Genomic DNA, 23618 nt, shown 5'->3' with positions numbered 1-23618 from the left:
ACGCCATCATAGCTTGAATGGTGAGTTGGGATCGTCTTTGCATTCCAGGTAGCGGCGGCGGCCCTCCCGCACCAGCTTCTGGATGCCATGGCTGCAGGTCTTATCGAGTTCCGGCAGCGGATAACGCCTCAGCACCCTTCCTTCGGCATCCAGGTCAAATCCGGTGCCGCCCACCAGGCGCAAGTCATAGCAATCGGGATGCGTGCAGTACATTTCGCAGTCGATGCAGGCGTTGGCCTCTTCGCCGTCGTGGAAGGCAATGCAATGATCATACACAGCCGGTACCAGGATCGTGAAAGAACTCGACTGGAAGTAGCCGCATTTGCCGCTTTGATCCGCATAACGGGCCACGCCCTTTGGGGCGTAGGGATAGTCGAAGTCGCTGGTGTGGTAGATGCCCGGCACGACGACCCGGCCACGCCGGTCCAGGGCCGCCACTTCGCGCGGCCAGGAGTCGATGACAATGACTGCCTTGCCGGATTTTTCAAAGGCGAGCTTACGCAGGTACTGCGGCTTGAGTTGGCGCACACCGGCCCGCTCCGTAAAGCAGGTGGCCGACCAGACATCCTCGCCACCCCGCGACGGGCATCCGGGGCCCGCGGCCATGGCGCCAAAGGGCTGCAGTACCAACAGGAACAAGAGCAGGCAGGCGCGCATCAAATATCTCCGGCAAGTAAAGGATGTTGGGCGGTGAAAGCCGCCAGGTGCTCAAGCAAGGCGCGCACGCGGGCCGGCAAGTAGCGCTGCTGCGACCAGACGGCGTAGACGCTACGCTCACGCGACGTCCAGCCGGGCAGCAGCCGCACCAGCGCGCCAGACTCCAGGCTGGCGTGGCATTGCAGCTCCGGCGCCAGGACGATGCCGAGCCCCGCCTCCGCCATCATCACCGCCAGCCGTACTTCGTTAACGCGCACGCGCGGATCGGGGTGCAGCACGAAGTGGGCTCCCGTGCTGGGGTCTTGCACGTGCCATTCGCGCAAGGGCAGCGTTGCGATCGTGGAATGCCCTTCCAGTTCCGTCACATTGCGCGGAGTACCGTTGCGGGCCAGGTAGGCCGGCGATGCCGCCAACACCAGCCGCACGTCGCCAAGCTTGCGCTGCGTGAGCGTGGAATCGGCCATCGCGCCGATGCGGATTGCCAGATCGGCGCCGCTGCCGACCAGGTCCTGCACCTCGTTGGACAGTTCCAGTTCGAGCTGCACGCGGGGATATTGCTCAAGGAAGCTGGCCCAGGCCGGCGCCAGGATTTCGCTGGCAAAATTTACCGGTGCCAGGACGCGGATCGTGCCTTCGATGGCGCCCAGCGTGGCGTCCAGGCGCAAGGTAGCCTGGCGCAGCGCCTGCACCAGGGGACGGCATTGTTCGTAGTATTGGGTTCCCTCGGCTGTCAGCATGGTGCGGCGCGCGCTACGGTGCAAAAGGCGGTAGCCCAGCCCGGATTCCAGCTTCTGCAAGCGGCGCGTGACGGTGGCGGTTGGCAGCCCTTCCTTCTCGGCGGCAGCGTTCAAGCTGCCGGCTTCGACGATGGCGATGAAGAGGGCAAGGTCATCAAGCATGATTCCATTTTTGGAATTAGAGATTGAAATTTCGTCTCTAGTGTACTCCAACGGAATTGACTACGCTTGAGCCATTCGACAAATTGCTGGAGAAAACCATGACTGACCTGCGTACCCGGTTGACTTTTGCGGCCCTGATGTCGCTCCTGATGACGGTGATCATGAGCGGCTGGATCACCTGGCTGAATATCGGCTTCCATCCAGAATATGCGGCGCGCTGGGGGCATGCTTTCCTCGCCGCCTGGCCCGCCGCCTTCTTCGCCGTGATGACGATCGCACCGATGGTGCAGCGCGTCACCTTGCGCCTCGCTGCCGCCCTACGCTAGAGCCCGTGTCACACTTGGGGTGTGACCCCAAGGTGTGACACGGACTCGGCTGTAAGGGTGGTTCAGAAGCGCTCGTAGCCTTGCAGGTAGCGCCATTCGCCTGGCTGCAGGCCGGACATGGAGATGCGGCCGATGCGTTGGCGCTTGACGGCCGTGGCTTTCAGGCCGACGTCGGCGCATAGCTTGGCGACCAGGGCTGGCTTGGGTGGTTTGATCGCGAAGCGCAGGCGGTGCTCGTTTTGCCAGCTTACTTTGCCAGCTCCTTGATTGAGCAGCGTCAGGCCGTTCTCGCTCATCTCGCCTTCGACGTCGACGATCAACTCTTGTTCGACCGTGGCGCCTTCGTCCACCAGCTTGCGCGCAATGCGGAAGTCTTGCGTGAACACGAACAGGCCGCTGGCTTGCTTGTCGAGCGCCTGGCAGGCGGTCAAATTACGCAGGTGTCGCTTGAGGAAGCGCATGCGCTGTGCGTCTTTGCTGCGCGCTTCGGGCAGCAGGCAGGCCAGCGCGTCGGCGCCGGCTGGTTTGTTCAGCAGGATCGTGACGGGCGCGATGTCGAGCAGGGTTGCGTCTGGCGCTAGCGCGACTTCTTGCCCGGGTTCGACGCGGGCGCCCGGCTCTTCGACCACTTCACCGTCAACCGTGACGTAGGCGCCTTCGATGTAGTTCTCTGCTTCGCGGCGCGAGCATGGGACCATGTCCGCCACGCGCTTGGCGAGGCGGAGAGTGTTGTCTTCGTTGTTCATTATTGCTTGAAGTAGTGGGCGATTACGGCGGCGACGTGTTCGAGGTCGGCGCGCGTTGCGTCCAGGTGGGTCACGAGGCGCAAGGTCGGCGCCATCGAGACGCGGATCCGTTCTGCTGCCAGCGCGGCATTCAGGCCTTCGCAGGCATCGCGCGGCATGGTGACGAACAGGATGTTCGTTTGCGGCACGCTGACTTGCAGTACGCCGATCTTCGCCAGTTCCGAGGCTAGCCAGCTTGCGTTGGCGTGGTCTTCGGCCAGGCGCTGCACATTGTTCTGCAGTGCGTAGAGTCCTGCGGCTGCGATCACGCCGGCCTGGCGCATGCCGCCGCCAAGCATCTTGCGCCAGCGCTTGCCCTGCTCGATCAATTCCTTGCTGCCGCACAGGACCGAGCCGACGGGGGCGCCGAGGCCTTTGCTCAGGCAGACGGAGACGCTGTCGAAGCCTGTCACCGCGTCCTTCAGCGAGATGCCTTGCTTGACCGCGGCGTTGCAGATGCGGGCGCCGTCGAGGTGGGTGGCCAGGCCGCGCGCGCGGGCGAGGCTGGTGGCTTGCGCGACGTATTGCTGCGGCAGGACTTTGCCGCCGATGGTGTTTTCCAGCGCCAGCAGTTTGCTGCGGGCGAAATGGAAGTCGTTCGGCTTGATGGCGGCTTCAATGTCTTGCAGGGCGATGCTGCCGTCGGCCTGGTTGATGATCGGCTGCGGTTGGATGCTGCCCAGGACCGCGGCGCCGCCACCTTCGTATTTGTAGGTGTGCGCTTCCTGGCCGACCAGGTATTCGTCTCCCCTGCCGCAGTGGGCCAGCAGGGCGATCAGGTTGGTTTGCGTACCGCTTGGTGCGAACAGTGCCGCCTGGTAGCCGAAGAGTTCCGCGGCGTAGGCTTGCAAGGCGTTGACAGTCGGGTCGTCGCCGTAGACGTCATCGCCTACCTGTGCGGTGAACATCGCTTCGCGCATTGCGGCGCTGGGGTGGGTGACGGTGTCGCTGCGCAAATCGATCCAGCGCTCGCCGTCAGCCGCGATCAGCGGGCTTGCGACGGCGCCGGCGGGATAGCCGGTGCTCACGGAGCCACCTCGGCATCCGCCGCATCAGGGGCGGCAGTGTAGAAGCGTTGGCCCATTTCATCGAGGCCGATGGTGGACAAGACTTCCTTCAGGCGCTCGGCAGGTTTGCGGCGCGGGAGATTCTTGTACGTGGCGACGATCAGCTCATTTTTCATCGAGTGCTCCCAGCCTACGAGTTCCGTGACGGTGACCTGGTAGCCATGCGACTCCAGCTGCAGGCAGCGTAGCACGTTGGTGATCTGGCTGCCGAATTCACGGGTGTGGATCGGGTGGCGCCACAACTCGGTCAGTACGTTCTTGCCCAGCGAGGAGCCTTTGTTCTTGCGCAGCACGGATGCCACTTCGGCCTGGCAGCACGGCACCAGCACGATGTGCTTGGCCTTTTTCTTCAGCGCGAAGTCGATGGCGTCGTCAGTGGCGGTATTGCATGCGTGCAGTGCGGTGACAATGTCGATCTGCTCCGGCAGCTTGTCGGAGGTGGTCGATTCGGCTACCGACAGCGGCAGGAAACTCATGCCCGGAAAGTCGAACTTACGCGCGAGTTCTTCGGAACGCGCCACCAGTTCTTCGCGGGTTTCGATGCCGTAAATGTGCGAGTCGTCGCCCAGCGCCTTGAAGAACAGGTCGTAGATGATGAAGCCGAGGTAGGACTTCCCCGCCCCGTGGTCGACCAGCGAGACAGCGCCTTTGGCGGAACGGACGTCGTTCAGCAGCGGTTCGATGAACTGGTAAAGATGGTAGACCTGTTTCAGCTTGCGGCGGCTATCCTGATTCAGCTTGCCGTCGCGGGTGAGGATGTGCAGCTCCTGCAGCAGCGCGACCGATTGGCCGGGCTTCACTTCAGGGATGTCGGTGACGGTGGTCGGCAGCGGCGCTGGCGCCGGCTTGGCGCCGCTGGCGGACTTATTGCGCTTCATCGATCCACGCCTGCTGGATGGCTTCCAGTACCTTTTCGCCGCCGCGCTTGTGGTCGTCGTCGAAACCTTCCAGGTCAACGATCCAGTTGTGCAGGTCGACAAAGCGCACGGTGGTCGGGTCGACATCCGGGAACTTGTCGTACAGGGCTTCGGCAATCGCCGTGACATCACTCCATTTCAGCATGGTGCACCTCGGCTCAGTGGCCGCCTTCGCTGGCGTGGTTGATCGTGTACTTCGGAATTTCGATGACCAGGTCTTCTTCCGCCACGATGGACTGGCATGACAGGCGCGAGCAGGCTTCCAGGCCCCAGGCTTTGTCCAGCAGGTCTTCTTCGGTGTCGGTCGCTTCGTTCAGCGAGTTGAAGCCTTCACGCACCAGCACGTGGCAAGTGGTGCAGGCGCAGGACTTCTCGCAGGCGTGTTCGATGTGGATGTCGTTTTCCAGCAGGACGTCGCACACGGACTTCCCTGCTTCGGTTTCGATCACGGCGCCTTCGGGGCACAGCTTGGCATGCGGCAGGATGACGATTTGTGGCACTTCTATTCCTCGGTCAATTAAACAACCTGGTCCAGCGTCTTGCCGGCCAGTGCGCTGCGCACGCTGCGGTCCATGCGGCGCGATGCGAATTCTTCGGTGCCCTGGGCCAGGGCTTCGTAAGCGGCTTTCACCGCGTAGTGGTCGGCTTCGCCGCTGCCGGATTTCACCAGCACGTCCATGGTGGCGGCCATCAGGGCGTTGACGGCGGCGCGCTCTTCGTCGTTCAGCAGCGTGCCGTCTTCGTCCAGCGCGGACTGGGTGGCCAGCATGATGCGTTCGGCTTCCACCTGTTCTTCGCGCAGGGCGCGGGCTTTCATGTCGGCTTCCGCTTCGGTGTGCGATTCGGACAGCATGCGCGCCACGTCGTCGTCACCCAGGCCGTAGGATGGCTTGACGGTGATCGAGGCTTCAACGTTGGAGCGCAGCTCGCGCGCGGAGACCGACAGCAGGCCGTCGGCGTCCACCTGGTAGGTGATGCGGATGCGCGCCGCGCCGGCGGCCATCGGCGGGATGCCGCGCAGCTCGAAGCGGGCCAGCGAGCGGCAGTCGCTCACCAGTTCGCGCTCGCCCTGCAGCACATGCACCGCCAACGCGGTCTGGCCGTCCTTGAAGGTAGTGAACTCCTGCGCGCGGGCGCATGGAATGGTAGAGTTGCGCGGGATGATCTTTTCAACCAGGCCGCCCATCGTTTCAATGCCCAGCGAGAGCGGGATCACGTCCAGCAGCAGCCAGTCGTCGCCTGCGGCGCGGTTACCGGCCAGCAGGTTGGCCTGGATGGCGGCGCCCAGCGCAACCACTTTGTCCGGGTCGATATTGGCGTGCGGGATGGTATGGAAGTATTCGCCCACCGCACGCTGTACGTGCGGCATGCGGGTGGCGCCGCCGACCATGACCACGCCGTCGATATCGTCGGCGTCGAGGCTGGCGTCGCGCAGGGCTTTCTTCACGGCGTTCATGGTCTTGGCAACCAGGTGCTTGGTGATGTCGGCGAAAATTTCAGGGGTGATGCGCTGGTGCACTTCTTCGCCCGAGCGCAGCATGGCATCGATGGTCACTTCGGACTTGGTCGACAGCAGCTCTTTCGCTTCGCGCGCTTTCACCATCAGGGTGGCGGTGTCTTCGTCGGACAGCGGCGCCAGCTTTTCCTGCTCGTGCACCCAGCAGAACAGGCGGTGGTCGAAATCGTCGCCGCCCAGCGCGGAGTCGCCGCCGGTGGCCAGCACTTCGAACACGCCTTTGGACAGCTTGAGGATCGAGATGTCGAAGGTGCCGCCGCCCAGGTCATAGACGGCGAAGATGCCTTCCGATCCATTATCCAGGCCGTAGGCAATGGCAGCAGCAGTCGGTTCGGACAGCAGGCGCAGCACGTTGATGCCGGCCAGTTGCGCGGCATCCTTGGTGGCCTGGCGCTGCGCTTCGTCGAAATACGCCGGCACGGTGATCACGGCGCCGACCAGGTCGTCGCCCAGCGAGTCTTCCGCGCGCTGGCGCAGGGTGGCAAGGATCTGGGCCGACACTTCGACCGGCGACTTCACGCCGGCGACAGTCTTCAGCTGCACCATGCCGGGCGCATCGACGAAATCGTAGGGCAGGTTTTCGGCGTAGGCGATGTCCTTCAGGCCGCGGCCCATGAAGCGCTTGACCGACACGATGGTGTTCTTCGGATCGGTGGTCTGGTGGGCCTGCGCCTTGTAGCCGATGTTGGCATGGCCGTTTGGCAGGTAACGCACCACGGACGGCAGCAGCGGATGGCCGTCTTCGTCGTTCAGCACTTCAGGAATGCTGCTGCGGACGGTCGCTACCAGCGAATTGGTGGTGCCGAGGTCGATCCCCACTGCCAGGCGGTGCTGGTGCGGGGCGGTCGACATGCCCGGTTCGGAAATCTGCAAAAGAGCCATGGTGAAACCTGTATTTTTCTTTTACGCCTCGATGGCGTCGTAAGCGAAGCGCACTTCTTCGCCGAATTTTTCGATGAACATCAGCGCGCGCACACCTTGCGCGACAGCGTGATAGTCACCGGCGTTGCAATGCTGCTCGATCTCAAACAACTGGGCCTTGCGCGCGCTGCGCAACTGGCCGTCCAGCTTGTCCAGCAGGTCGGCATCCTTGTCGGCGCGCGCCTCGGACAGCTCTTCGCGCCACTCCATCTGCTGCATCAGGAATTCCATCGGCATGGCCGTGTTGGATTCCATCTTCAAATCAACGCCATTCAGCTCGCACAGGTATTGCGCGCGCTTCTGCGGATTCTTCAGGGTCTGGTAGGCCTCGTTGGAGCGGGTCGACCATTGCATGGCGACGCGCTTTTCGGCATCGGTGGCGTTGACGAATTTGTCCGGATGGACGCGGCTCTGGACTTCGCGGTAGGCGGTGTCCAGGGCGCCCGTATCGACGGCGAACTGCTGGGGAAGCTGGAAGAGTTCGAAGTGGTTCTGCACGATATCAAATGCGGAAGCTTTCGCCGCAGCCGCATGCATCCTTCTCGTTCGGGTTATTGAACTTGAAGCCTTCGTTCAGGCCTTCGCGCGCAAAATCCAGCTCGGTGCCGTCGATGTACGGCAGGCTTTTCGGGTCAACGAAGACCTTCACGCCGAACGACTCGAAGACGGAATCTTCCGGCGGCACTTCGTCCACGTATTCCAGCTTGTAGGCCAGACCGGAGCAGCCGGTCGTGCGAACGCCAAAGCGCAGGCCAATGCCCTTGCCGCGACGCTCGATGTAGCGGTTGATATGCTTGGCTGCTTTTTCGGTCAGGGTGATTGCCATACTTCCTCCGCGCGCTGATTAGGCGCCGTGTTTTGCCTTGTAGTCGTTCACAGCTGCTTTGATGGCGTCTTCCGCCAGGATGGAGCAGTGGATCTTCACTGGCGGCAGTGCCAGTTCTTCCGCGATCTGGGTGTTCTTGATGGCCAACGCTTCGTCCAGCGACTTGCCCTTCACCCATTCGGTCACCAGCGAGCTGGAGGCGATTGCCGAGCCGCAGCCGTAGGTCTTGAATTTCGCGTCTTCGATCTTGCCGTCCGCGCCGACCTTGATCTGCAGCTTCATCACGTCGCCGCAAGCAGGTGCGCCGACCATGCCGGTACCGACGGTTTCGTCGCCTTTTTCAAAGGAACCGACGTTGCGCGGGTTTTCGTAGTGGTCGAGGACTTTTTCCGAGTATGCCATTTTGATGCTCCTGTAATCTTAAGAATTCTGCTTGGCGCTTAGTGCGCTGCCCACTGGATGGTGGAGAGGTCCACACCGTCCTTGTACATTTCCCACAGCGGGGACAGTTCGCGCAGCTTGCCCACTTTGCCTTTCAGCAGTTCGACGGCGAAGTCGACGTCTTTCTCGGTGGTGAAGCGGCCGATGGTGAAACGGATCGAGCTGTGCGCCAGTTCATCGCTGCGGCCCAGGGCGCGCAGCACGTACGATGGTTCCAGCGAAGCCGAGGTGCAGGCGGAACCGGACGACACGGCCAGGTCTTTCACGGCCATGATCAGGGACTCGCCTTCCACGAAGTTGAAGCTTACGTTCAGGTTGTGCGGCACACGGTGATCCATGTCGCCGTTGACGTAGGTTTCTTCGATTTCCTGCAGGCCCGTCGCCAGGCGGTCGCGCAGTGCGCGGATGCGGGCGATTTCGGAATCCATTTCTTCCTTGGCCAGGCGGAACGCTTCGCCCATCGCCACGATCTGGTGGGTTGGCAGGGTGCCGGAGCGCAGGCCGCGCTCATGGCCACCGCCGTGCATCTGTGCTTCGATGCGCACGCGCGGCTTGCGGCAGACGTACAGGGCGCCAACGCCTTTCGGGCCGTAGGTCTTGTGCGCGGTGAAGGTCATCAGGTCGACCTTCAGGTCTTGCAGGTCGATCGCCACCTTGCCGGTCGCTTGCGCGGCGTCGCAGTGGAAGATGATGCCTTTCTTGCGGCAGAAAGCGGCGATTTCCTTGATCGGCTGGATCACGCCGATTTCGTTGTTGACCATCATGACCGAGATCAGGATGGTATCCGGACGCACAGCGGCTTCCAGCTGTTCGATGGTGATCAGGCCATTGTCCTGGGTGTCCAGGTAGGTGGCGTCGAAGCCCTGGCGCTCCAGTTCACGCACGGTGTCCAGCACGGATTTGTGCTCGGTTTTCACGGTGATGATGTGCTTGCCCTTGGACTTGTAGAAATTGGCCGCGCCTTTCAGGGCGAGGTTGTTCGATTCCGTGGCGCCGGAGGTCCAGATGATTTCGCGCGGGTCGGCATTGACCAGGGCGGCCACGTGGCCGCGCGCTTCTTCCACCGCTGCTTCCGCGGTCCAGCCATACATGTGGCTGCGGGATGCCGGGTTGCCGAACTGTTCGCGCAGGTAAGGGATCATCTTGTCCGCAACGCGTGGATCGATCGGCGTGGTGGCCGAGTAGTCCATGTAAATCGGGAAGTGCGGCGCGGTCTTGAATTCTACCGGTGCTACCTGGGCGACGTTCTTTTCGGGGGCATTCATCTATTTACTCCAATTCGGTTAACCGAGGGCTGCTTGGTTGCTGTTGCGGTGCACATGGACTGGCTGCTCCGCAGCGGCTTTGGCTTTTTGCTGGTCCACCAGGTCCTGCAGCGACACGGAATCCAGGTAATCGACCATCTTTTCGTTCAGGGTGGCCCACAGTTCGTGGGTCATGCAGCGGGCGCCATTCGCGTGGTCCGCGCCGTGGCAGTTCTCCTTGCCGCCGCACTGGGTTGCATCGAGCGGTTCGTCGACAGCGATAATGATGTCGGCGACGGTCACCTTGTCTGCCTTGCGGGCCAGGCTGTAGCCGCCGCCAGGGCCGCGGATCGACTCCACGATTTCGTGGCGGCGCAGCTTGCCGAACAATTGTTCGAGATAAGACAGGGAAATCGACTGGCGCTGGCTGATTCCGGAGAGCGTCACCGGACCCTTGCCCTGGCGCATAGCCAGGTCAATCATCGCAGTCACTGCAAAACGGCCTTTGGTAGTCAGACGCATCACAACCTCGGTTCAACTCAGTTAAAATATCGTTCTGTTCTCGCACATCAAAACCTGATTACTTGAACGATTTAGTCAAGTATAACAGAGTTGCGCAGACCTTGCCGGACGCGCCCCCCAGTGTCCGAGGGGGCAATTCGCGCCGACGCAGGCCGCCAATCAGCGCTTCAGCAATCCCATCGGGCCGAACAGCGCCTGCATTTCCTTATTGGCAATAAACGACAGGTTGTAGGGGTGCTCCGCCACGATTTGCGGCAGCGCCTGCACGCTAGGCAGTTTGTTGAGCTGCTCGGCGATCTTTCCCCATAGAATCAATTTCGGTTGCTGGATGGCCAGGGCCTGCATCACCGTGTCGAAGAATGGCAGCCAGGCCTTGGCATCTTTCACAGGAGCAACGTGTGAGCGAAACACCAGCGAGGCATTCAGCAGCAGGAAGCCATGGCCGTGCAGGCGTTCCTGCATCTCGGCCAGGGTCTGGATGGCGGCGCCGGATTTGGCGCGGGTCGAGCAGGCAGCCAGTGCTTCGCCGGCGGTATTCGACTCGTCAAGCTGGCCGTCGGCAACCAGCAGCATTTTCATGAAGTTACGCAGCGACGTGGCCTTGTTGACCGGCTTGGACAGGCCGCCGCCCGCTTCTTCCGACCACAGGCCCTGCACGGCGCCGTCCATGAAGCACACGCCCGTGGCGCTTTCGGCACGCGGATACGGGCCCTCGCCCACCAGCACATAGCGTACCTGGCCGAGCGGCTGCTGGAAGGCGGCAAACAAGCGCAGTTCGGTCGGCAGGTAGCTGTCGGCCGCCAGTTCAGGCAGGTAGGCCGGGTTGGCCGCCGCCATCGCCTGCAGGCCGCGTTCCAGCACCGGGCGCCACGAAGGGTGGGCGCGCTCGAGCGCTTGCAGGATGGGGCGGGGAATCGTCATGTCGGCTGTCGGCGATGGGCAAAGGCGAGATTGTATCGCCGCCAGCCAGCGCGGTCTACGGCTGGCGCGGCAGCGCGGCTTCGCCCGGCGCTGTCTATTCCGCCAGCGAGTCGGAATTCTTCAGCTTGACATTGGCCGCGCGCAGCTTGCGATACAGGAAGAGCACCGCAAGCAAGGCGGCCGCGGCCAGCGCTGCGGCGACCGACCAGGCCAGCCGCAGCTTCGACTGGTTGCGCAACTCTTTGGAGTTTTCATCTTTCTGGCGCAGCAGCTCTTCGTCTTCGCGCTCTTTTTTCTGGAGCTGGGACTGGGCGGTGCTGGCGTCCAGCGCCTTGCGCCTGGCCCTGGCATAGACCTGCAGGGCAAGCTCTTTCAGGCCGACGTACTCCAGCGCCCGCGCATATTCGGACAGCGCGTCGGCATCCATCATCTCGATGTTGACCGCCTCGATCGCCTCGCGCCCCGCATCCAGCTGGCCCAGGTAGATCAGGGCAATCCCCTCGTTGAACTGCGAAATCTCCGCCATTTCGGTGTTGCCGGTCGCCAGGGCCGCCTTTTTGGATTCCTGGCTGAGCGACAACGCCTCCTTGTAATCCTGGCTTTTCAGGCTCATATCGGCCAGCGTGACCTGCAGTTCGGGCACATCTTCGTCCATGCGATGCTTCTGGAGCCATGCCACCACGTCATTCAGGGCATCCCGGGCGCGCGCAACCTGGCCCGCGCTTTCGGCGATTTCCCACTCGGCGTAACGGGCGCGGATCAGCGGGCCGTCGAGCGGAATCAGCTCGGCCTTGGCCTTCAATACGTCGATCGACTTGAGCGCTTCCTGGCTGCCGCCGGCCAGGCCATTCAATGCGTACACCCTGGCGCGCAAGGCCATGAACTGGGCGAGGGGCTGGCCCGACTTGTCCGCCAGCGCCACGGCGCGGTCAATATAGTCGAGCCCCTTGCGGCCATTGCCCTGCCGGATTTCATCCTGGCCGACGGTCAGCAGCACTTTGGCCTGGAGCGCATAGTCGCTGGTCTGTTCGGCCAGCTGGCGCGCCATCTCCAGGTTTTTGCTGGCGGCATCCCTATCGTCCAGTGCGGAAAACAGGTAGGACCGGTCCAGCAAGCTGTTGGCGATGATTGTTTCATCATCCAGCAGACGGCCGATGCGCTCCTGCTCTGCCACCGCCTGCAGCGAGGTGGCGCGGTCCGAGCTACGGGTAACCTTGCTGAGTACCGAGTAATAGGTAGCCTGGTCGCGCTGCGGCCACTGCCCGACTTGCGCTTTCAGTTTCTGCAATTCGGCCAGGGTGCTGCTGCTGGCCAGATAGGAAAACTCGCGCAATTGCCCCAGGCGGGCCGACACATCCTGGCCCCAGGCCGGCGCCTGGAACAGCATAGCAGCCAGGAGTGGCATGCCGAGCATGCGCGAAATATTGCAAAACATACAGCTTTCGATTTGATAGTAAGTAAAGATATTTTACTGCCCAGCAAACAAATCGTGGGCATTCAGGATGGCGAAAGCGATTTCCGGGTGGCGATCCAGGCATTTCCGTATCGCCGCGGGTACCGCCTGGCGCGTCTTGCGGCACAGGCCCGGCCGATCGCCCAGCGCAATCTGAAAGCCGCGCACGGTGCGCACTTCGTTCGGGCCGGGGGCGATGTGCACCGAGACGCCAAGCTGCTCTTGCAGCCGCTGGCCGATGCGCATCAGCTCAGCATAGGTGGAAATCGCCTCGATGCGCTCGAGCAAGCGCTTCTCTTCCTCCTGCGTCAGGCGCAGCACGCGCATGTCGGCTTGCGCGTCCTGCAACAGCGACTCGCGCTGGCAGTCGCAGGCGCCCGGCGGGCACTCCTTGCGGATAGGGAAAGGCGGCATCGTCATCACCCCAGTATCGGTTGCTTGCAACCTGCTGTCAAACGCAGCCGGGGACGCTGTTGCAGCGGACACTTGTGTGCGCCGTTCAAGTTTCGTACAGTGCAGAATAACTAAAAATTACAGCCAGAGAACCGTGTGACAAACAAACCGGAAGGCCTGCAGTTCCTAGCTTCCCCAGGCGCCTTAGGCCAGCAGATTGCGGCCTTCGACTGGTCTTCCACGCCGCTCGGACCGCTCGAAGCCTGGCCGCAAAGCCTGCGCACGACCGTCAACCTGATGCTCAACTCGAGCCACCCGATCTGGATCGGCTGGGGCCCGCACGCCACCTTTCTCTACAACGATGCCTATATCGATGTGCTGGGCGCGGCCAAGCACCCGTGGGCGCTGGGCCGGCCGGCGCAGGAAGTCTGGGCCGAGATCTGGCACTTCTGCGGCCCGCTGGCCGACAAGGTGTTCCAGCGCGCCGAGCCCAGTTATGTCGATGCGGTGCAGCTGTTCATGAACCGCGGCGACTGGGTCGAGGAAGTCTGGTATTCGTTCTCGTACAGCCCGATCTTCAACGAAGCCGGCGCAGTGGGCGGCCTGTTCTGCCCGTCCACCGACACCACCGACACGCGCCTGAACGCGCGCCGCCTGGCCGCGCTGTCGACCCTGTCGGCCAGCGCCCTGCGCGAACAGGACGTGGCCAGCGCCTGCGCCACCGCCATGCACACCATCGCCGAGAACCCGGCGGACATCCCTTTCGCCCTGCTGCTCAAGCGCGCCGGCGACACCCTGCGCCTGCAGCAAACCGCGCACGTGGCCGAGCAGGCTTGCGAGCTTGCGCTGTGGCCGGTCAGCCAGGTGCTGGCAGGCGGCGAGCCGGTGACGCTGGCCACCGCCGGCGTGCCGGGCCTGCCGCGCGGCCTGGCCGGGCAAGAAGTGCGGGCCGCACTGGCCCTGCCGATCACCGACGGCGTGCTGGTGCTGGGCATCAGCCCGGCGCGCCAGCTCGATGCCGAATACCGCACCTTCTGCGAGCTGGTGGCCGGCCAATTGTCGGCCGCGGTGCAGAACGCCAGCGCCGCGGCCGAGCAGCGCCAGCGCGCCGAAGCACTGGCCGAACTGGACCGCGCCAAGACCGCATTCTTCAGCAACGTGAGCCACGAATTCCGCACGCCGCTGACGCTGCTGCTCGGTCCCATCGAAGAGGCCTTGAACGACAGCGCCAGCCGCCTGCCGGCGGTGCATCACGAGCGCCTGCGGCTGGCGCAGCGCAACGCCCTGCGCCTGCAAAAACTGGTCAACACCCTGCTCGATTTCTCACGCGTACAGGCCGGCCGCATGCACGCCAGCTATGCCCGGGTCGACCTGGCCGCCCTTACCCGCGACCTGGCCAGCGGTTTCCGCTCCGTGCTCGAGAGCGCGGGCCTGACCCTGGCAGTCGACTGCGAAGAGATCGAAACCGGCGCCTGGGTCGATATCGCACTGTTCGAGAAAATCGTTCTGAACCTGCTGTCCAACGCCTTCAAGTTCACTTTTGAGGGCGGCATCACAGTCAGGTTGCGGCAGCAGGGCCAGTCGGCCGTGCTGTCGGTCAGCGACACCGGCGTCGGCATATCGGGCCAGCAGCAGCAACGCATCTTCGAGCGTTTTCGCCGCGTCGAAGGCGCGCGCTCGCGCACCCACGAGGGTTCCGGCATCGGCCTGGCGCTGGTGCGCGACCTGGTGGAACTGCTGCACGGGCGCATCGAGCTGGAAAGCACGCCGGGTGCGGGCAGCACCTTCTCCATCACGCTGCCGCTCGGCCACAGCCACCTGCGCGACGACCAATTGAGCGACCACGCTGATGCCGACACCAGCGAGATACGCGAAGCGTTCCGCCTGGAAGCGCAGCGCTGGCTGCCGGAACAGGACAGCGAGGAACCCTTCCTCGACCTGAGCGGCGACGACAGCGTGCTGACGCTGGGCGCGCGCGTGCTGGTGGTGGACGACAACGCCGACATGCGCGACTACCTGGCACGCCTGCTGCGCCAGCGCTGGCACGTCGGCACCGCCGCCAACGGCCGCGAAGCGCTGCAGGCCATGGGCCGCGAGCTGCCGGACCTGGTGGTGTCCGACGTGATGATGCCGGAGCTCGATGGCTTTGGCCTGATCGCCGCCATGCGCGCCGAGCCGGCCCTGCACGACGTGCCGGTGCTGCTGCTGTCGGCCCGCGCCGGCGAAGAAGCGCGCATCGAAGGCGTCAATGCCGGCGCCGACGACTATCTGGTCAAGCCCTTCTCCGCCCGCGAACTTTTGACGCGCGTCGACTCGCAACTGATGCGGGCGCGCATCCGCCAGGCCGAACGCGCCCATATGGCGCGCATGGCCAGCACCTTCCAGCAGGCGCCGGCCGCGATCGCCATCGTGCGCGGCCCCGACCTGTGCTTTGAGCTGGCCAACGACCGCTTTGTGGAACTGAGCTGGCAGCGCGCGCTGATCGGCTTGCCGATGCGGCGCGCCTTCCCCGAGCTGGAGGGCCAGGGCATGCTGGAGGAAATGGAACTGGCGCTGGCGAGCGGCCAGCCGGTCACCGGCAAGGCGCGCCGCGTCATGCTGAAGCGCGACGGCGGCTTGCAGGAGTGCTATTTCGATTACGTGCACCAGCCGGTGCGCAACGCGCGCAGTGAAGTGGACCGTGTCGCCATCGTGGCTTTCGAGGTGACGGAACTGGTGCGCGCGCGGCGCGATGCCGAACTGGCCAACCGCACCAAGGACGATTTCCTGGCCATGGTGGGGCACGAGCTGCGCAACCCGCTGTCGCCGATCCTGATCGCGCTGGAGCTGATGCGGCTGAAGGGCCTTGGCGGGCTGGCGCGCGAACATGCCGCCATCGAGCGCCAGGCGCACCACCTGGTGCGCCTGGTGGACGACCTGCTGGACGTGGCGCGCATCGCCCAGGGCAAGATCGCGCTGCGGCTGGAGCGTGTCGAGCTGGCCAAGCTGCTGGCGCAGGCGCTGGAAACCGTCAGCGGCCTGCTGGAGGAACGCCAGCAGACCCTGGAGCTGGAGGTGCCGGCGCAGGGACTGGCAATCGATGCCGACCCGATGCGCTTTGTGCAGGTAATGGTCAACCTGCTGACCAATGCGGCCAAGTATTCCAACCTGGGCGGCCATATCCTGGTGCAGGCGACAGCCGCCCAGGGCCGGGTCGTGATCAAGGTACGCGATACCGGCATCGGCATCGGCGCCGACATGCTGCCGCACCTGTTCGACAAATTCGTGCAGGCGCCGCAATCGCTGGACCGCTCGCGCGGCGGCCTGGGACTGGGCCTGGCGATCGCCCGCAGCCTGGTGCAGCTGCATGGCGGCGAAATCGAGGCGCACAGCGCCGGGGTTGACGCCGGCAGCGAATTCACCATCCGCCTGCCGCAGGCCAGCGCGCCGGCAAGCGCGCCCGCGCTGGGCGCCGCGCCGGGTCACCTGGCGAGCGTCACGCCGCGCCGCGTGCTGCTGGTGGACGATAACCAGGACGTACTGCAAGGCTTGCGCGCTTTGCTGGAAGTCGGCGGCCATGAAGTGCAGGCGGTGGGCGACCCTGCCAGCGCGCTGCGCGCCAGCGCCAGCTTCGTGCCCGACCTGGCCATCCTCGACATCGGCCTGCCCGGCATGGACGGCTATGAGCTGGCGGCCGAATTGCGGCGCCGGCCCGGTTTTGACAATACGCGGCTGGTGGCCTTGTCCGGCTATGGCCAGCCGGCGGACCAGGCGCGGGCGCGGGCCGCCGGTTTCGCCATCCATCTTGTCAAGCCGATCACGCCGGCCCAGCTTTACTCGCTGCTGGCCGATTAAATCCGCCGCCAGCGTTGCAAAACTGCCACGATAGTTTCTTTCAGGGAAATTAAGTTACACGCCAGCGTGCTACACTCGTTTCCCCTATGCGCCCCCGCCTCTACCGACAAACATTGCTGCGCCTGGCCGCCGTCGTATGGCTTGCCAGCGCCTGCAGCCACGCGCTGGCAGACGAGCGGCGCGTGCTGGTGCTGTACTCGCTTGGCGCCGATTCCTCCTCGGCCTGGCAAAGGCTGGTACACAAGGGCCTGTACGACGAACTGGAACGCAGCAGCCAGGGCGCCACGCCGGCCATTTTCGAGGAGCGCTTCGACGCCAACCGCGTCGGCGAAGACAAATCGCAGGAAGGCATGGCGCCCTACCTCGCCACCAAGTACGCCGGCCTCAAATTCGACGCCATCGTGACCGAGAATTTCGTCGCGGCGCACTTCCTGGCCAGCCATCCGGAATTGTTTGCCGGCGTGCCGCGCCACTACGTCAATCATGGGCGCGACCAGTGGCAGCCGCGCGATGGCATGGGCTATGAGGTGAGCTCCGATTTCGGGCGGGCGATCGGGGTGATTCCGCTGGTGGCGCCGAATGTGCGGCATATCGCCATCGTCGGCGACAAGACTGCGCGCTGCCAGCTCTGGCTGGACCGCATCCGCAACGTGGCGCCGCGCTTCCCCGGCATCCGTTTTGAGATCTGGGACGATGGCGACGTGGATGAATTGCGCCGGCGTGCCGCGCGCCTGGAGCGCGGCAGCGCGATCTTCATGCTGACATCGCTGCGCGGCGAAGGCAGCGCGCGCATCCAGCCGCGCGAACTGGCGCTGCAGATTTCGGCCGCGACCAAAGCGCCGCTGTTTACCCATTCCGAATCGCTGGTGATGCCTGGCGTGGTGGGCGGCTATGTCGTCAGCGCAGAAGCGGTGGGCCGCATGATGGCGCGCCTGCTGCTCGGCCAGCCGGCCATGACCAGCCAGGTGCAGGGCTATTACTTCGATTACCCGACCGCGCGCCAGGCCGGCTTGCGCAATATTCCGCAGGACGCTGTGATATTGAATCGCCCGCACAATGTGTGGCAGTTGTACCGCTGGCAGATCGTCACGGCCGGCGCGCTGATCGTCTTCGAGGGCATGCTGATTAGCGCGCTGGTGCTGTCGCTGCGCTCGCGGCGCCGGGCCACGTCCGAACTGGCGGCCGAGCGCAGCAACCTGGAGGAGCGCATCCTGCAACGCACGCTGGAACTGCTGCAGGCCAATCGCAAGCTGGAACAGCTGGCCAGTACCGACCCGCTGACCGGCATCGCCAACCGGCGCAAGATGACGGAGCAGATCGCCCAGGAACTGGAACGCGCGCGGCGCTTCCATCATCCATTGTCGCTGCTGATGGTCGACATCGACCACTTCAAGCGCATCAACGACACCTACGGCCACGAGGTAGGCGACCAGGCGATCGTCCAGACCGCGACCCTGCTGACGGCCAACCTGCGTGCGGTCGATCTGGTAGCGCGCTTCGGCGGCGAGGAATTCGTGCTGCTGATGCCGGAGACGCATATCGCAGTGGCCATGCATGCGGCGGAGCGCCTGCGTGAACAGGCGGCAGGCTTGCGGCTGCGCACTGAGTGCGGGGCCGAGGTGGAGCTGACGATCAGTATCGGCGTAGCGCAGGCCAATGCGCATGGCACGCCGGATACGCCCTCCTCCTTGCTGGTGCGCTCCGACAAGGCGCTGTACCGTGCCAAGAAGGAAGGACGCAACCGCGTCGTGCAGTTCTGATTACTCCGCGTCCGGCTGCGCGGAAGGATGGGCAGCCTTGAACGCCGGCAGGTCCGCGCAATTTGCTGCGATGCGCGCCACATTCGGATAGGGCGCCAGGTCGATATTGAAGCGCTGCGCGTTGTACACCTGCGGCACCAGGCAGCAATCGGCAATGGTCGGCGTATCGCCATAGCAGAAACGTCCGACGTCGCCGTCGCGCTCCAGGTGGGCTTCGAACGCCTGCATGCCCTCGCCCATCCAGTGGTAGTACCAATCCATCTTCTGCTCTTCGCTCAGGCCCATCGGACCCTTGATGTGCTTGAGCACGCGCAGGTTCATCAGCGGATGGGTATCGCAAGCGACGGTCTGCGCCAGCGCTCGCACGCGGGCGCGTCCCACGGCGTCTTGCGGCAGCAGCGGCACCATCGGGTGCACCTCTTCCAGGTATTCCATGATGGCCAGCGACTGGGTCAGCACGATGCCGTTGTCCTCCAGCGCCGGCACCAGGCCGGCCGGATTCACATCGCGATACGCCGGCGCCAGCTGCTCGCCGCCGTCACGCAGCAAATGCACCGGCAGCGCTTCATACGCCAGGCCTTTCAGGTTCAGCGCAATGCGGACGCGGTAGGCGGCCGAGCTGCGGAAGTAGGTATAGAGCTTCATTCACGTTCCCCGTAATTGCGCACGGTCTGGTCGATCGCGCCGAAGATGGACTTGCCCTGCGCGTCGTGCATCTCGATGCGCACGGTGTCGCCGAACTGCAGGAAGCCGGTCTGCGGCTTGCCGCTCTCGATGGTTTCGTACATGCGCACTTCGGCCAGGCAGCAATAGCCCACGCCGCCGTTGGCGATGCTGGAGCCGTGCAGGTTGCCCTGCTTGTTCGACACGGTGCCGGAGCCGATGATGGTGCCGGCGCACAGTTCGCGCGTCTTGGCGGCGTGCGCAACGAGCTGGGCAAAGTTGAAGGTCATGTCTTCGCCGGCATTCGGCTTGCCGAACGGCTGGCGGTTGATCTGCACCAGCAGCGGCAGGTGCAGCTTGTTGTCCTGCCATGCCTTGCCCAGTTCTTCCGGCGTCACGGCCACCGGCGAGAAGGCGCTGGCAGGCTTGGAGTTGAAGAAGCCGAAGCCCTTTGCCAGTTCGTTCGGGATCAGGTTGCGCAGCGAAACGTCATTGACCAGCATGACCAGGCGGATTGCCTGGGCCGCATCGACGTCGCTGGCGCCCATCTTCACGTCGCCGGTGATGACGGCCACTTCCGCCTCCAGGTCGATGCCCCAGGCTTCGTCCAGCGCGAACACCGGGTCGCGCGGGCCGACGAAGCTGTCGGAGCCGCCCTGGTACATCAGCGGGTCGCTGTAGAACGATGCCGGCACCTCCGCATTGCGGGCCTTGCGCACCAGCTCCACGTGGTTGATGTAGGCGGAGCCGTCGGCCCACTGGTAGGCGCGCGGCAGCGGCGAGTGGCACAGGCTTTCCTCGAAAGCCTGTGCGCCGGATGCGCTGCCCTGGTTCAGCAGGGCGTAGATCTGTTTGAGCTGCGGCGCGGCGACGTCCCAGTTGTCCAGCGCATGCTGCATGGTGGCGGCGATGTTAGGTACCGGCTGGCAGGATTTCAGGTCGCGGCTCACGACCACCAGGCGGCCGTCGCGGCTGCCGTCTTTCAGGGAGGCTAATTTCATGTGATTCCTTCGCTTTGAATCTTTATTATTCTTGCGCTGCGTGCATCCAGGCTGCGTGCTTGGGCGCCTTTTTCGTTTTAGACCATTCTTCCAGCATTTCCCATTTCACTTCGTCGAGCTTTTGCATCATTTCGGGGGTGCCGATATTGGCCGCCAGTTCCAGGCGGTGACCGTTGGGGTCGAAGAAGTAGATCGACTTGAAGATGGTGTGGTTGACCGGGCCCAGCACCTCGATGCCGGCAGCGACCAGGCGCTCCTTGGCGGCCAGCAGCTCGTCCATCGAGGCCACTTCCAGCGCCAGGTGCTGCACCCAGGCCGGGGTATTTTCGTCGCGCCCCATCTCTTTTTGGGTCGGCAGCTCGAAGAAGGCCAGGATGTTGCCCTGTCCTGCATCCAGGAATACGTGCATGTAAGGGTCGGGGGCCTTGGTTGACGGCACTTCATCCTCCGCGATGGCCAGCACGAAGTTCATATTCAGGTGCTTGACGTACCACTCGACGGTTTCCTTGGCGTCTTTGCAGCGGTAGGCAACGTGGTGGATTTGCTTGATTTTCATGGCAGGGCTCCTTTGTATTCCGCCATTAAACACTTGTTTCAGCTATCATACAAACGGTATTTTCACGTCCATTTATTAGTTTTTCTGATGAGTCCAACCGTTCGCCAGATGCGTGCCCTGGTCACTGTCGCCCGCACCGGCAGCTTCACTGCCGCCGCCGACCTGCTGCATGTCACCCAGTCCGCCCTGTCCGGCCAGATCAAGGAACTGGAGCAGCTGCTGGGCGTGAAAGTGGTTGAGCGCAATACGCGGCGCGTGCAGCTGTCGGAGGTCGGGCGCGAGCTCTATCCGCTGTTCGACAAGATGCTGCAGGACCTGGATGGCGCGATGGCCGATATCGCCAGCCGCAAGGCTTTGAAGAAGGGCATGGTGCGGGTCGCCGCGCCGCAGATGATGGCTTGTACCTTGCTGCCCCAGGTGATCGGGGCCTTCCGCGCCTCGTACCCCGACGTGCAGGTGCAACTGGTCGACTGCCCGGTCGACAATGTGGCGGCGCGTGTGGTGAGCGGCGAAGTGGATGTCGGCATCGGCCCGGAACGCGACGTGACAAGCGAAGTCGATGCGCAGCTGCTGTTCGAGATGCCGTTCGTGGTGGTCTTTCCGCCCGCCCACCCGCTGGCTGCGCGGCGCACCGTCGCCTGGGCGGAAGTCAACCAGCATCCCTTCATTGCCTTGCAGGGCCAGTTCACCGAACGGTTGCTGCGCGACATGACCACGCTGGCGCCGTATAACGAAGTGACCTTCATGACGACCGCGCTGGCCATGGTGGCGGAAGGACTCGGCATCACCGCTTGCCTGCCGTATGCGGCACCGATGGTGCGCCGCTACGGGCTGGAAATGCGCCCGCTGGTGGAGCCGGAACTCAAGCGCAAATTCTTCATTTACACCAAGACCTCCCGTACGCCCTCCCCCGCTGCGGAACGCTTCATCAGCATGCTTGGCGAGTATTCCCTATAATTTGCCGCATGTCGCATAATACGATTGAAGCCAACCAGGCTATGGACAAATTCGACGGCCACCACCAGGTGTGGCTGTTCGGCTATGGCTCGCTGATTTACAAGGCGGATTTTCCTTTCATCGAGCGCCGGCCGGCGCATATCTTCGGCTGGTCGCGCCGCTTCTGGCAAGGCTCGCACGATCATCGCGGCACGCCGCAGGCGCCGGGGCGGGTCGCGACCTTGGTTCCTGCCGAGAAAGCGGTTTGCCACGGCATGGCTTACCTCGTCACGCCGGAAGAATTCGCGCACCTCGACCACCGCGAAAAAAACGGCTACCTGCGCGTGGCGATCGAGATCCACTTCGAAGCCGGCGGCGTAGAGGAAGGATTGATCTACATTGCGGCAGCCGACAACGCCGCATGGCTGGGCGATGCACCGGTTGCAGAAATCGCCCGCCACATCGCTTCCGCCTCGGGGCCAAGCGGCCCCAACATCGAATACCTGCTGAACCTGGCCGCCGCCTTGCGCGAGATGGGCCATCATGATGAGCACGTTCACGCGATCGAAAGCCACCTGGCGCTACTCTGCTCCGCGCCCCCTCGGTGACTACTACTGAAAGCTACTGAAATTTTCCCCATTGGAGCGCTACCAGAGCCTAAAAGGCCGATTTTCAGTAGTTTTCAGTAGTTGTTTCAGTAGCTTTCAGTAGTAGTCCGCGACAGCGTCGCACCGGTCACCCGCTGCGCGCGCTGAAAGGCGGGCTGGTCTTAAAACAGATCCAGCTGCCCGGCTTGGGCAGCGGCGCGGGCGCGGGCGCCCGAGGGTGGAATGTAGTCCGGGCGCTTGAACTGGCTGCAGTCGAGGGAGCGGAATTTGCTGTGGCGGCCATGAAAGCCGAAGCGGGTGATGCCTTTTTCGATGCGCTGCTGGATCAGGTCAGCCCATACGCCTTCGCCGCGCATGCGTGAGCCGAACTCAGCTTCATAGTCTTTGCCGCCGCGCATGTCGCGGACCCGGTTCATCACGCGCTCGGCGCGATCGGGGAAATGCGCTTCCAGCCATTCCTTGAACAGCGGGCTGACTTCCCACGGCAGGCGCAGCACGACGTAAGTCGCCATCACGGCGCCGGCGTCGCGCGCGGCGCACATGATCTTTTCGATATCGGGCTCGGTGACGAAGGGAATAATCGGTGCGATGCTGACGCCAACCGGAATGCCGGCCTTGGCCAGCGTTTCAATCGTGCGCAGCCGGCGAGCAGGTGCGGCAGCGCGCGGCTCCAGCGTGCGCGCGATCTTGCTGTCCAGCGTGGTGATGGTAATCGATGCGGCGGCCAGGTTGCGCGCAGCCATTGGCGCAAGGATGTCGATGTCGCGCTCGATCAGTGAGGACTTGGTGATCAGGCCCACCGGGTGGTTGCACTCGGCCAGCACCTGCAGCACGCGCCGCGTCAGCTGGTATTCGCGTTCGCAGGGCTGGTAGGCGTCGGTATTCACGCCCAGCGCGAGCGACTCCACTGCATAACCCGGCTTGGACAATTCCGCGCGCAGCAATTCCGGCGCATTCACCTTGGCGAACAGCCTGGTTTCGAAATCCAGGCCTGGCGACAAGCCGAGATAGCTGTGCGATGGGCGGGCAAAACAATAGATGCAGCCATGCTCGCAGCCGCGATATGGATTCAGCGAGACATTGAACGGGATATCGGGCGACTGGTTGCGCGTGAGGATGGTCTTGGCGGTTTCCGCAGTGACGATGGTGCGCGGCGGAAGCAGTTCGGCCTCGGCATCGTCCGGTTCTGGCGCCCAGCCATCATCGAACGCCTCGCGCGCCTGCAATTCGTACCTTCCTTGCATATTTGATACCGCACCGCGCCCTTTTTTGGCTTTGAGCGATTGCGGCGGCAGCATCACCTGCCCTTCGAATTCATGGTCGTGCATGGCGCACCTCGATACACTACTGTATGTTTGTACAGTATTCTAAA

General features: G+C 63.6%; 25 protein-coding genes. 5 read left to right on the top strand and 20 right to left on the bottom strand.

What is annotated here, in order from left to right:
* Positions 1-6: 6 nt before the first annotated feature.
* Together ACQ4MM_RS15565 and ACQ4MM_RS15560 are read right to left on the bottom strand one after the other, a co-directional pair.
* Positions 7-657: a hypothetical protein gene (locus tag ACQ4MM_RS15565; protein ID WP_431478186.1), complete on the bottom strand. Its 651-nt coding sequence runs from the start codon at positions 655-657 to the stop codon at positions 7-9.
* A complete protein-coding gene (locus ACQ4MM_RS15560; RefSeq protein ID WP_431478185.1) occupies positions 657-1556 on the bottom strand; it encodes a LysR family transcriptional regulator in 900 nt (299 codons plus the stop codon). The genes ACQ4MM_RS15565 and ACQ4MM_RS15560 overlap by 1 nt, the downstream gene beginning before the upstream one ends.
* Before the next feature lie 98 nt (positions 1557-1654).
* On the opposite strand from ACQ4MM_RS15560, the gene ACQ4MM_RS15555 reads away from it, so the two are divergent.
* Positions 1655-1882: a DUF2798 domain-containing protein gene (locus tag ACQ4MM_RS15555; RefSeq protein ID WP_431478184.1), complete on the top strand. Its 228-nt coding sequence runs from the start codon at positions 1655-1657 to the stop codon at positions 1880-1882.
* Between the two features lie 62 nt (positions 1883-1944).
* Here the strand turns inward: ACQ4MM_RS15555 and ACQ4MM_RS15550 are convergent, their stop codons facing one another.
* From ACQ4MM_RS15550 to ACQ4MM_RS15485, 14 genes are all read right to left on the bottom strand, one after another.
* A complete protein-coding gene (locus ACQ4MM_RS15550) occupies positions 1945-2628 on the bottom strand; it encodes an RNA pseudouridine synthase (protein ID WP_431478183.1) in 684 nt (227 codons plus the stop codon).
* A complete protein-coding gene (gene ltaE / locus ACQ4MM_RS15545) occupies positions 2628-3587 on the bottom strand; it encodes a low-specificity L-threonine aldolase (protein ID WP_431478211.1) in 960 nt (319 codons plus the stop codon). The genes ACQ4MM_RS15550 and ltaE overlap by 1 nt, the downstream gene beginning before the upstream one ends.
* Before the next feature lie 104 nt (positions 3588-3691).
* Positions 3692-4612 (bottom strand): class I SAM-dependent methyltransferase, encoded by a 921-nt coding sequence (locus ACQ4MM_RS15540; protein WP_431478182.1) that lies wholly within the window; start codon positions 4610-4612, stop codon positions 3692-3694.
* Complete coding sequence (gene iscX, locus ACQ4MM_RS15535; protein WP_431478210.1) at positions 4599-4793, bottom strand: Fe-S cluster assembly protein IscX; 195 nt, start codon at positions 4791-4793, stop codon at positions 4599-4601. Before iscX ends, ACQ4MM_RS15540 begins: the two co-directional genes overlap by 14 nt.
* A 16-nt stretch (positions 4794-4809) precedes the next feature.
* Positions 4810-5151, bottom strand: coding sequence for an ISC system 2Fe-2S type ferredoxin (gene fdx, locus ACQ4MM_RS15530; RefSeq protein WP_055935517.1), 342 nt, complete (start codon positions 5149-5151; stop codon positions 4810-4812).
* A 17-nt stretch (positions 5152-5168) separates the two neighbouring features.
* Positions 5169-7049, bottom strand: a complete 1881-nt coding sequence (gene hscA / locus ACQ4MM_RS15525) for a Fe-S protein assembly chaperone HscA (RefSeq protein ID WP_431478181.1) — start codon at positions 7047-7049, stop codon at positions 5169-5171.
* A 21-nt stretch (positions 7050-7070) separates the two neighbouring features.
* The gene (gene hscB, locus ACQ4MM_RS15520) at positions 7071-7586 is read right to left on the bottom strand and encodes a Fe-S protein assembly co-chaperone HscB (protein ID WP_431478180.1); all 516 of its coding nucleotides are present in this window, start codon (positions 7584-7586) and stop codon (positions 7071-7073) included.
* 4 nt (positions 7587-7590) lie between these two features.
* Positions 7591-7914, bottom strand: a complete 324-nt coding sequence (iscA, locus tag ACQ4MM_RS15515; protein ID WP_431478179.1) for an iron-sulfur cluster assembly protein IscA — start codon at positions 7912-7914, stop codon at positions 7591-7593.
* A gap of 18 nt (positions 7915-7932) precedes the next feature.
* A complete protein-coding gene (iscU, locus tag ACQ4MM_RS15510; RefSeq protein WP_028104361.1) occupies positions 7933-8316 on the bottom strand; it encodes a Fe-S cluster assembly scaffold IscU in 384 nt (127 codons plus the stop codon).
* A 38-nt stretch (positions 8317-8354) separates the two neighbouring features.
* Positions 8355-9620 (bottom strand): IscS subfamily cysteine desulfurase, encoded by a 1266-nt coding sequence (locus ACQ4MM_RS15505; RefSeq protein ID WP_431478178.1) that lies wholly within the window; start codon positions 9618-9620, stop codon positions 8355-8357.
* 18 nt (positions 9621-9638) lie between these two features.
* Complete coding sequence (iscR, locus tag ACQ4MM_RS15500; RefSeq protein ID WP_057259448.1) at positions 9639-10121, bottom strand: Fe-S cluster assembly transcriptional regulator IscR; 483 nt, start codon at positions 10119-10121, stop codon at positions 9639-9641.
* Positions 10122-10280: 159 nt separating this feature from the next.
* Entirely contained in the window at positions 10281-11042 is a 762-nt protein-coding gene (locus ACQ4MM_RS15495) for a uracil-DNA glycosylase (protein WP_431478177.1), read from the bottom strand.
* Between the two features lie 94 nt (positions 11043-11136).
* Positions 11137-12477: a hypothetical protein gene (locus ACQ4MM_RS15490; protein ID WP_431478176.1), complete on the bottom strand. Its 1341-nt coding sequence runs from the start codon at positions 12475-12477 to the stop codon at positions 11137-11139.
* 33 nt (positions 12478-12510) lie between these two features.
* Positions 12511-12915 carry a hypothetical protein gene (locus tag ACQ4MM_RS15485; protein WP_431478175.1) on the bottom strand — a complete coding sequence of 135 codons (405 nt, stop codon included), beginning with the start codon at positions 12913-12915 and terminating at the stop codon, positions 12511-12513.
* 129 nt (positions 12916-13044) lie between these two features.
* On the opposite strand from ACQ4MM_RS15485, the gene ACQ4MM_RS15480 reads away from it, so the two are divergent.
* The gene (locus ACQ4MM_RS15480; RefSeq protein WP_431478174.1) at positions 13045-16722 is read left to right on the top strand and encodes an ATP-binding protein; all 3678 of its coding nucleotides are present in this window, start codon (positions 13045-13047) and stop codon (positions 16720-16722) included.
* 86 nt (positions 16723-16808) lie between these two features.
* A complete protein-coding gene (locus ACQ4MM_RS15475) occupies positions 16809-18482 on the top strand; it encodes a diguanylate cyclase (RefSeq protein ID WP_431478173.1) in 1674 nt (557 codons plus the stop codon).
* Here ACQ4MM_RS15475 and maiA read toward each other — a convergent pair whose 3' ends face one another.
* From maiA to ACQ4MM_RS15460, 3 genes are read right to left on the bottom strand one after another with little or no spacing between them, the layout of a single operon-like run.
* Positions 18483-19127 (bottom strand): maleylacetoacetate isomerase, encoded by a 645-nt coding sequence (gene maiA / locus ACQ4MM_RS15470; protein ID WP_431478172.1) that lies wholly within the window; start codon positions 19125-19127, stop codon positions 18483-18485.
* Positions 19124-20146: a fumarylacetoacetate hydrolase family protein gene (locus ACQ4MM_RS15465; protein WP_431478171.1), complete on the bottom strand. Its 1023-nt coding sequence runs from the start codon at positions 20144-20146 to the stop codon at positions 19124-19126. Before ACQ4MM_RS15465 ends, maiA begins: the two co-directional genes overlap by 4 nt.
* Before the next feature lie 25 nt (positions 20147-20171).
* A complete protein-coding gene (locus ACQ4MM_RS15460; RefSeq protein WP_431478170.1) occupies positions 20172-20702 on the bottom strand; it encodes a VOC family protein in 531 nt (176 codons plus the stop codon).
* 87 nt (positions 20703-20789) lie between these two features.
* Between ACQ4MM_RS15460 and ACQ4MM_RS15455 the strand changes: the two genes are divergently transcribed.
* On the top strand, positions 20790-21659 hold the full coding sequence (locus tag ACQ4MM_RS15455) for a LysR family transcriptional regulator (RefSeq protein ID WP_431478169.1): 870 nt from the start codon (positions 20790-20792) through the stop codon (positions 21657-21659).
* Between the two features lie 8 nt (positions 21660-21667).
* On the top strand, positions 21668-22246 hold the full coding sequence (locus ACQ4MM_RS15450; protein ID WP_431478168.1) for a gamma-glutamylcyclotransferase: 579 nt from the start codon (positions 21668-21670) through the stop codon (positions 22244-22246).
* Between the two features lie 161 nt (positions 22247-22407).
* Here the strand turns inward: ACQ4MM_RS15450 and ACQ4MM_RS15445 are convergent, their stop codons facing one another.
* The gene (locus ACQ4MM_RS15445) at positions 22408-23574 is read right to left on the bottom strand and encodes a PA0069 family radical SAM protein (protein WP_431478167.1); all 1167 of its coding nucleotides are present in this window, start codon (positions 23572-23574) and stop codon (positions 22408-22410) included.
* Positions 23575-23618: the final 44 nt, after the last annotated feature.

Origin of the sequence: Massilia eburnea (genome assembly GCF_050709955.1) — a bacterium.
GTDB lineage: Bacteria > Pseudomonadota > Gammaproteobacteria > Burkholderiales > Burkholderiaceae_D > Rugamonas > Rugamonas eburnea_A.
This window is presented reverse-complemented; position numbering and strand designations above follow the sequence as displayed.

Bases quoted from the DNA above. Each gene is read 5' to 3' on its own strand.
- ACQ4MM_RS15565 (WP_431478186.1), bottom strand. From the start codon at position 657: ATGCGCGCCTGCCTGCTCTTGTTCCTGTTGGTACTGCAGCCCTTTGGC.
- ACQ4MM_RS15560 (WP_431478185.1), bottom strand. From the start codon at position 1,556: ATGCTTGATGACCTTGCCCTCTTCATCGCCATCGTCGAAGCCGGCAGC.
- ACQ4MM_RS15555 (WP_431478184.1), top strand. From the start codon at position 1,655: ATGACTGACCTGCGTACCCGGTTGACTTTTGCGGCCCTGATGTCGCTC.
- ACQ4MM_RS15550 (WP_431478183.1), bottom strand. From the start codon at position 2,628: ATGAACAACGAAGACAACACTCTCCGCCTCGCCAAGCGCGTGGCGGAC.
- ltaE (WP_431478211.1), bottom strand. From the start codon at position 3,587: ATGCGCGAAGCGATGTTCACCGCACAGGTAGGCGATGACGTCTACGGC.
- ACQ4MM_RS15540 (WP_431478182.1), bottom strand. From the start codon at position 4,612: ATGAAGCGCAATAAGTCCGCCAGCGGCGCCAAGCCGGCGCCAGCGCCG.
- hscA (WP_431478181.1), bottom strand. From the start codon at position 7,049: ATGGCTCTTTTGCAGATTTCCGAACCGGGCATGTCGACCGCCCCGCAC.
- iscA (WP_431478179.1), bottom strand. From the start codon at position 7,914: ATGGCAATCACCCTGACCGAAAAAGCAGCCAAGCATATCAACCGCTAC.
- iscU (WP_028104361.1), bottom strand. From the start codon at position 8,316: ATGGCATACTCGGAAAAAGTCCTCGACCACTACGAAAACCCGCGCAAC.
- ACQ4MM_RS15505 (WP_431478178.1), bottom strand. From the start codon at position 9,620: ATGAATGCCCCCGAAAAGAACGTCGCCCAGGTAGCACCGGTAGAATTC.
- iscR (WP_057259448.1), bottom strand. From the start codon at position 10,121: ATGCGTCTGACTACCAAAGGCCGTTTTGCAGTGACTGCGATGATTGAC.
- ACQ4MM_RS15495 (WP_431478177.1), bottom strand. From the start codon at position 11,042: ATGACGATTCCCCGCCCCATCCTGCAAGCGCTCGAGCGCGCCCACCCT.
- ACQ4MM_RS15490 (WP_431478176.1), bottom strand. From the start codon at position 12,477: ATGTTTTGCAATATTTCGCGCATGCTCGGCATGCCACTCCTGGCTGCT.
- ACQ4MM_RS15485 (WP_431478175.1), bottom strand. From the start codon at position 12,915: ATGACGATGCCGCCTTTCCCTATCCGCAAGGAGTGCCCGCCGGGCGCC.
- ACQ4MM_RS15475 (WP_431478173.1), top strand. From the start codon at position 16,809: ATGCGCCCCCGCCTCTACCGACAAACATTGCTGCGCCTGGCCGCCGTC.
- maiA (WP_431478172.1), bottom strand. From the start codon at position 19,127: ATGAAGCTCTATACCTACTTCCGCAGCTCGGCCGCCTACCGCGTCCGC.
- ACQ4MM_RS15465 (WP_431478171.1), bottom strand. From the start codon at position 20,146: ATGAAATTAGCCTCCCTGAAAGACGGCAGCCGCGACGGCCGCCTGGTG.
- ACQ4MM_RS15460 (WP_431478170.1), bottom strand. From the start codon at position 20,702: ATGAAAATCAAGCAAATCCACCACGTTGCCTACCGCTGCAAAGACGCC.
- ACQ4MM_RS15455 (WP_431478169.1), top strand. From the start codon at position 20,790: ATGAGTCCAACCGTTCGCCAGATGCGTGCCCTGGTCACTGTCGCCCGC.
- ACQ4MM_RS15450 (WP_431478168.1), top strand. From the start codon at position 21,668: ATGTCGCATAATACGATTGAAGCCAACCAGGCTATGGACAAATTCGAC.
- ACQ4MM_RS15445 (WP_431478167.1), bottom strand. From the start codon at position 23,574: ATGCACGACCATGAATTCGAAGGGCAGGTGATGCTGCCGCCGCAATCG.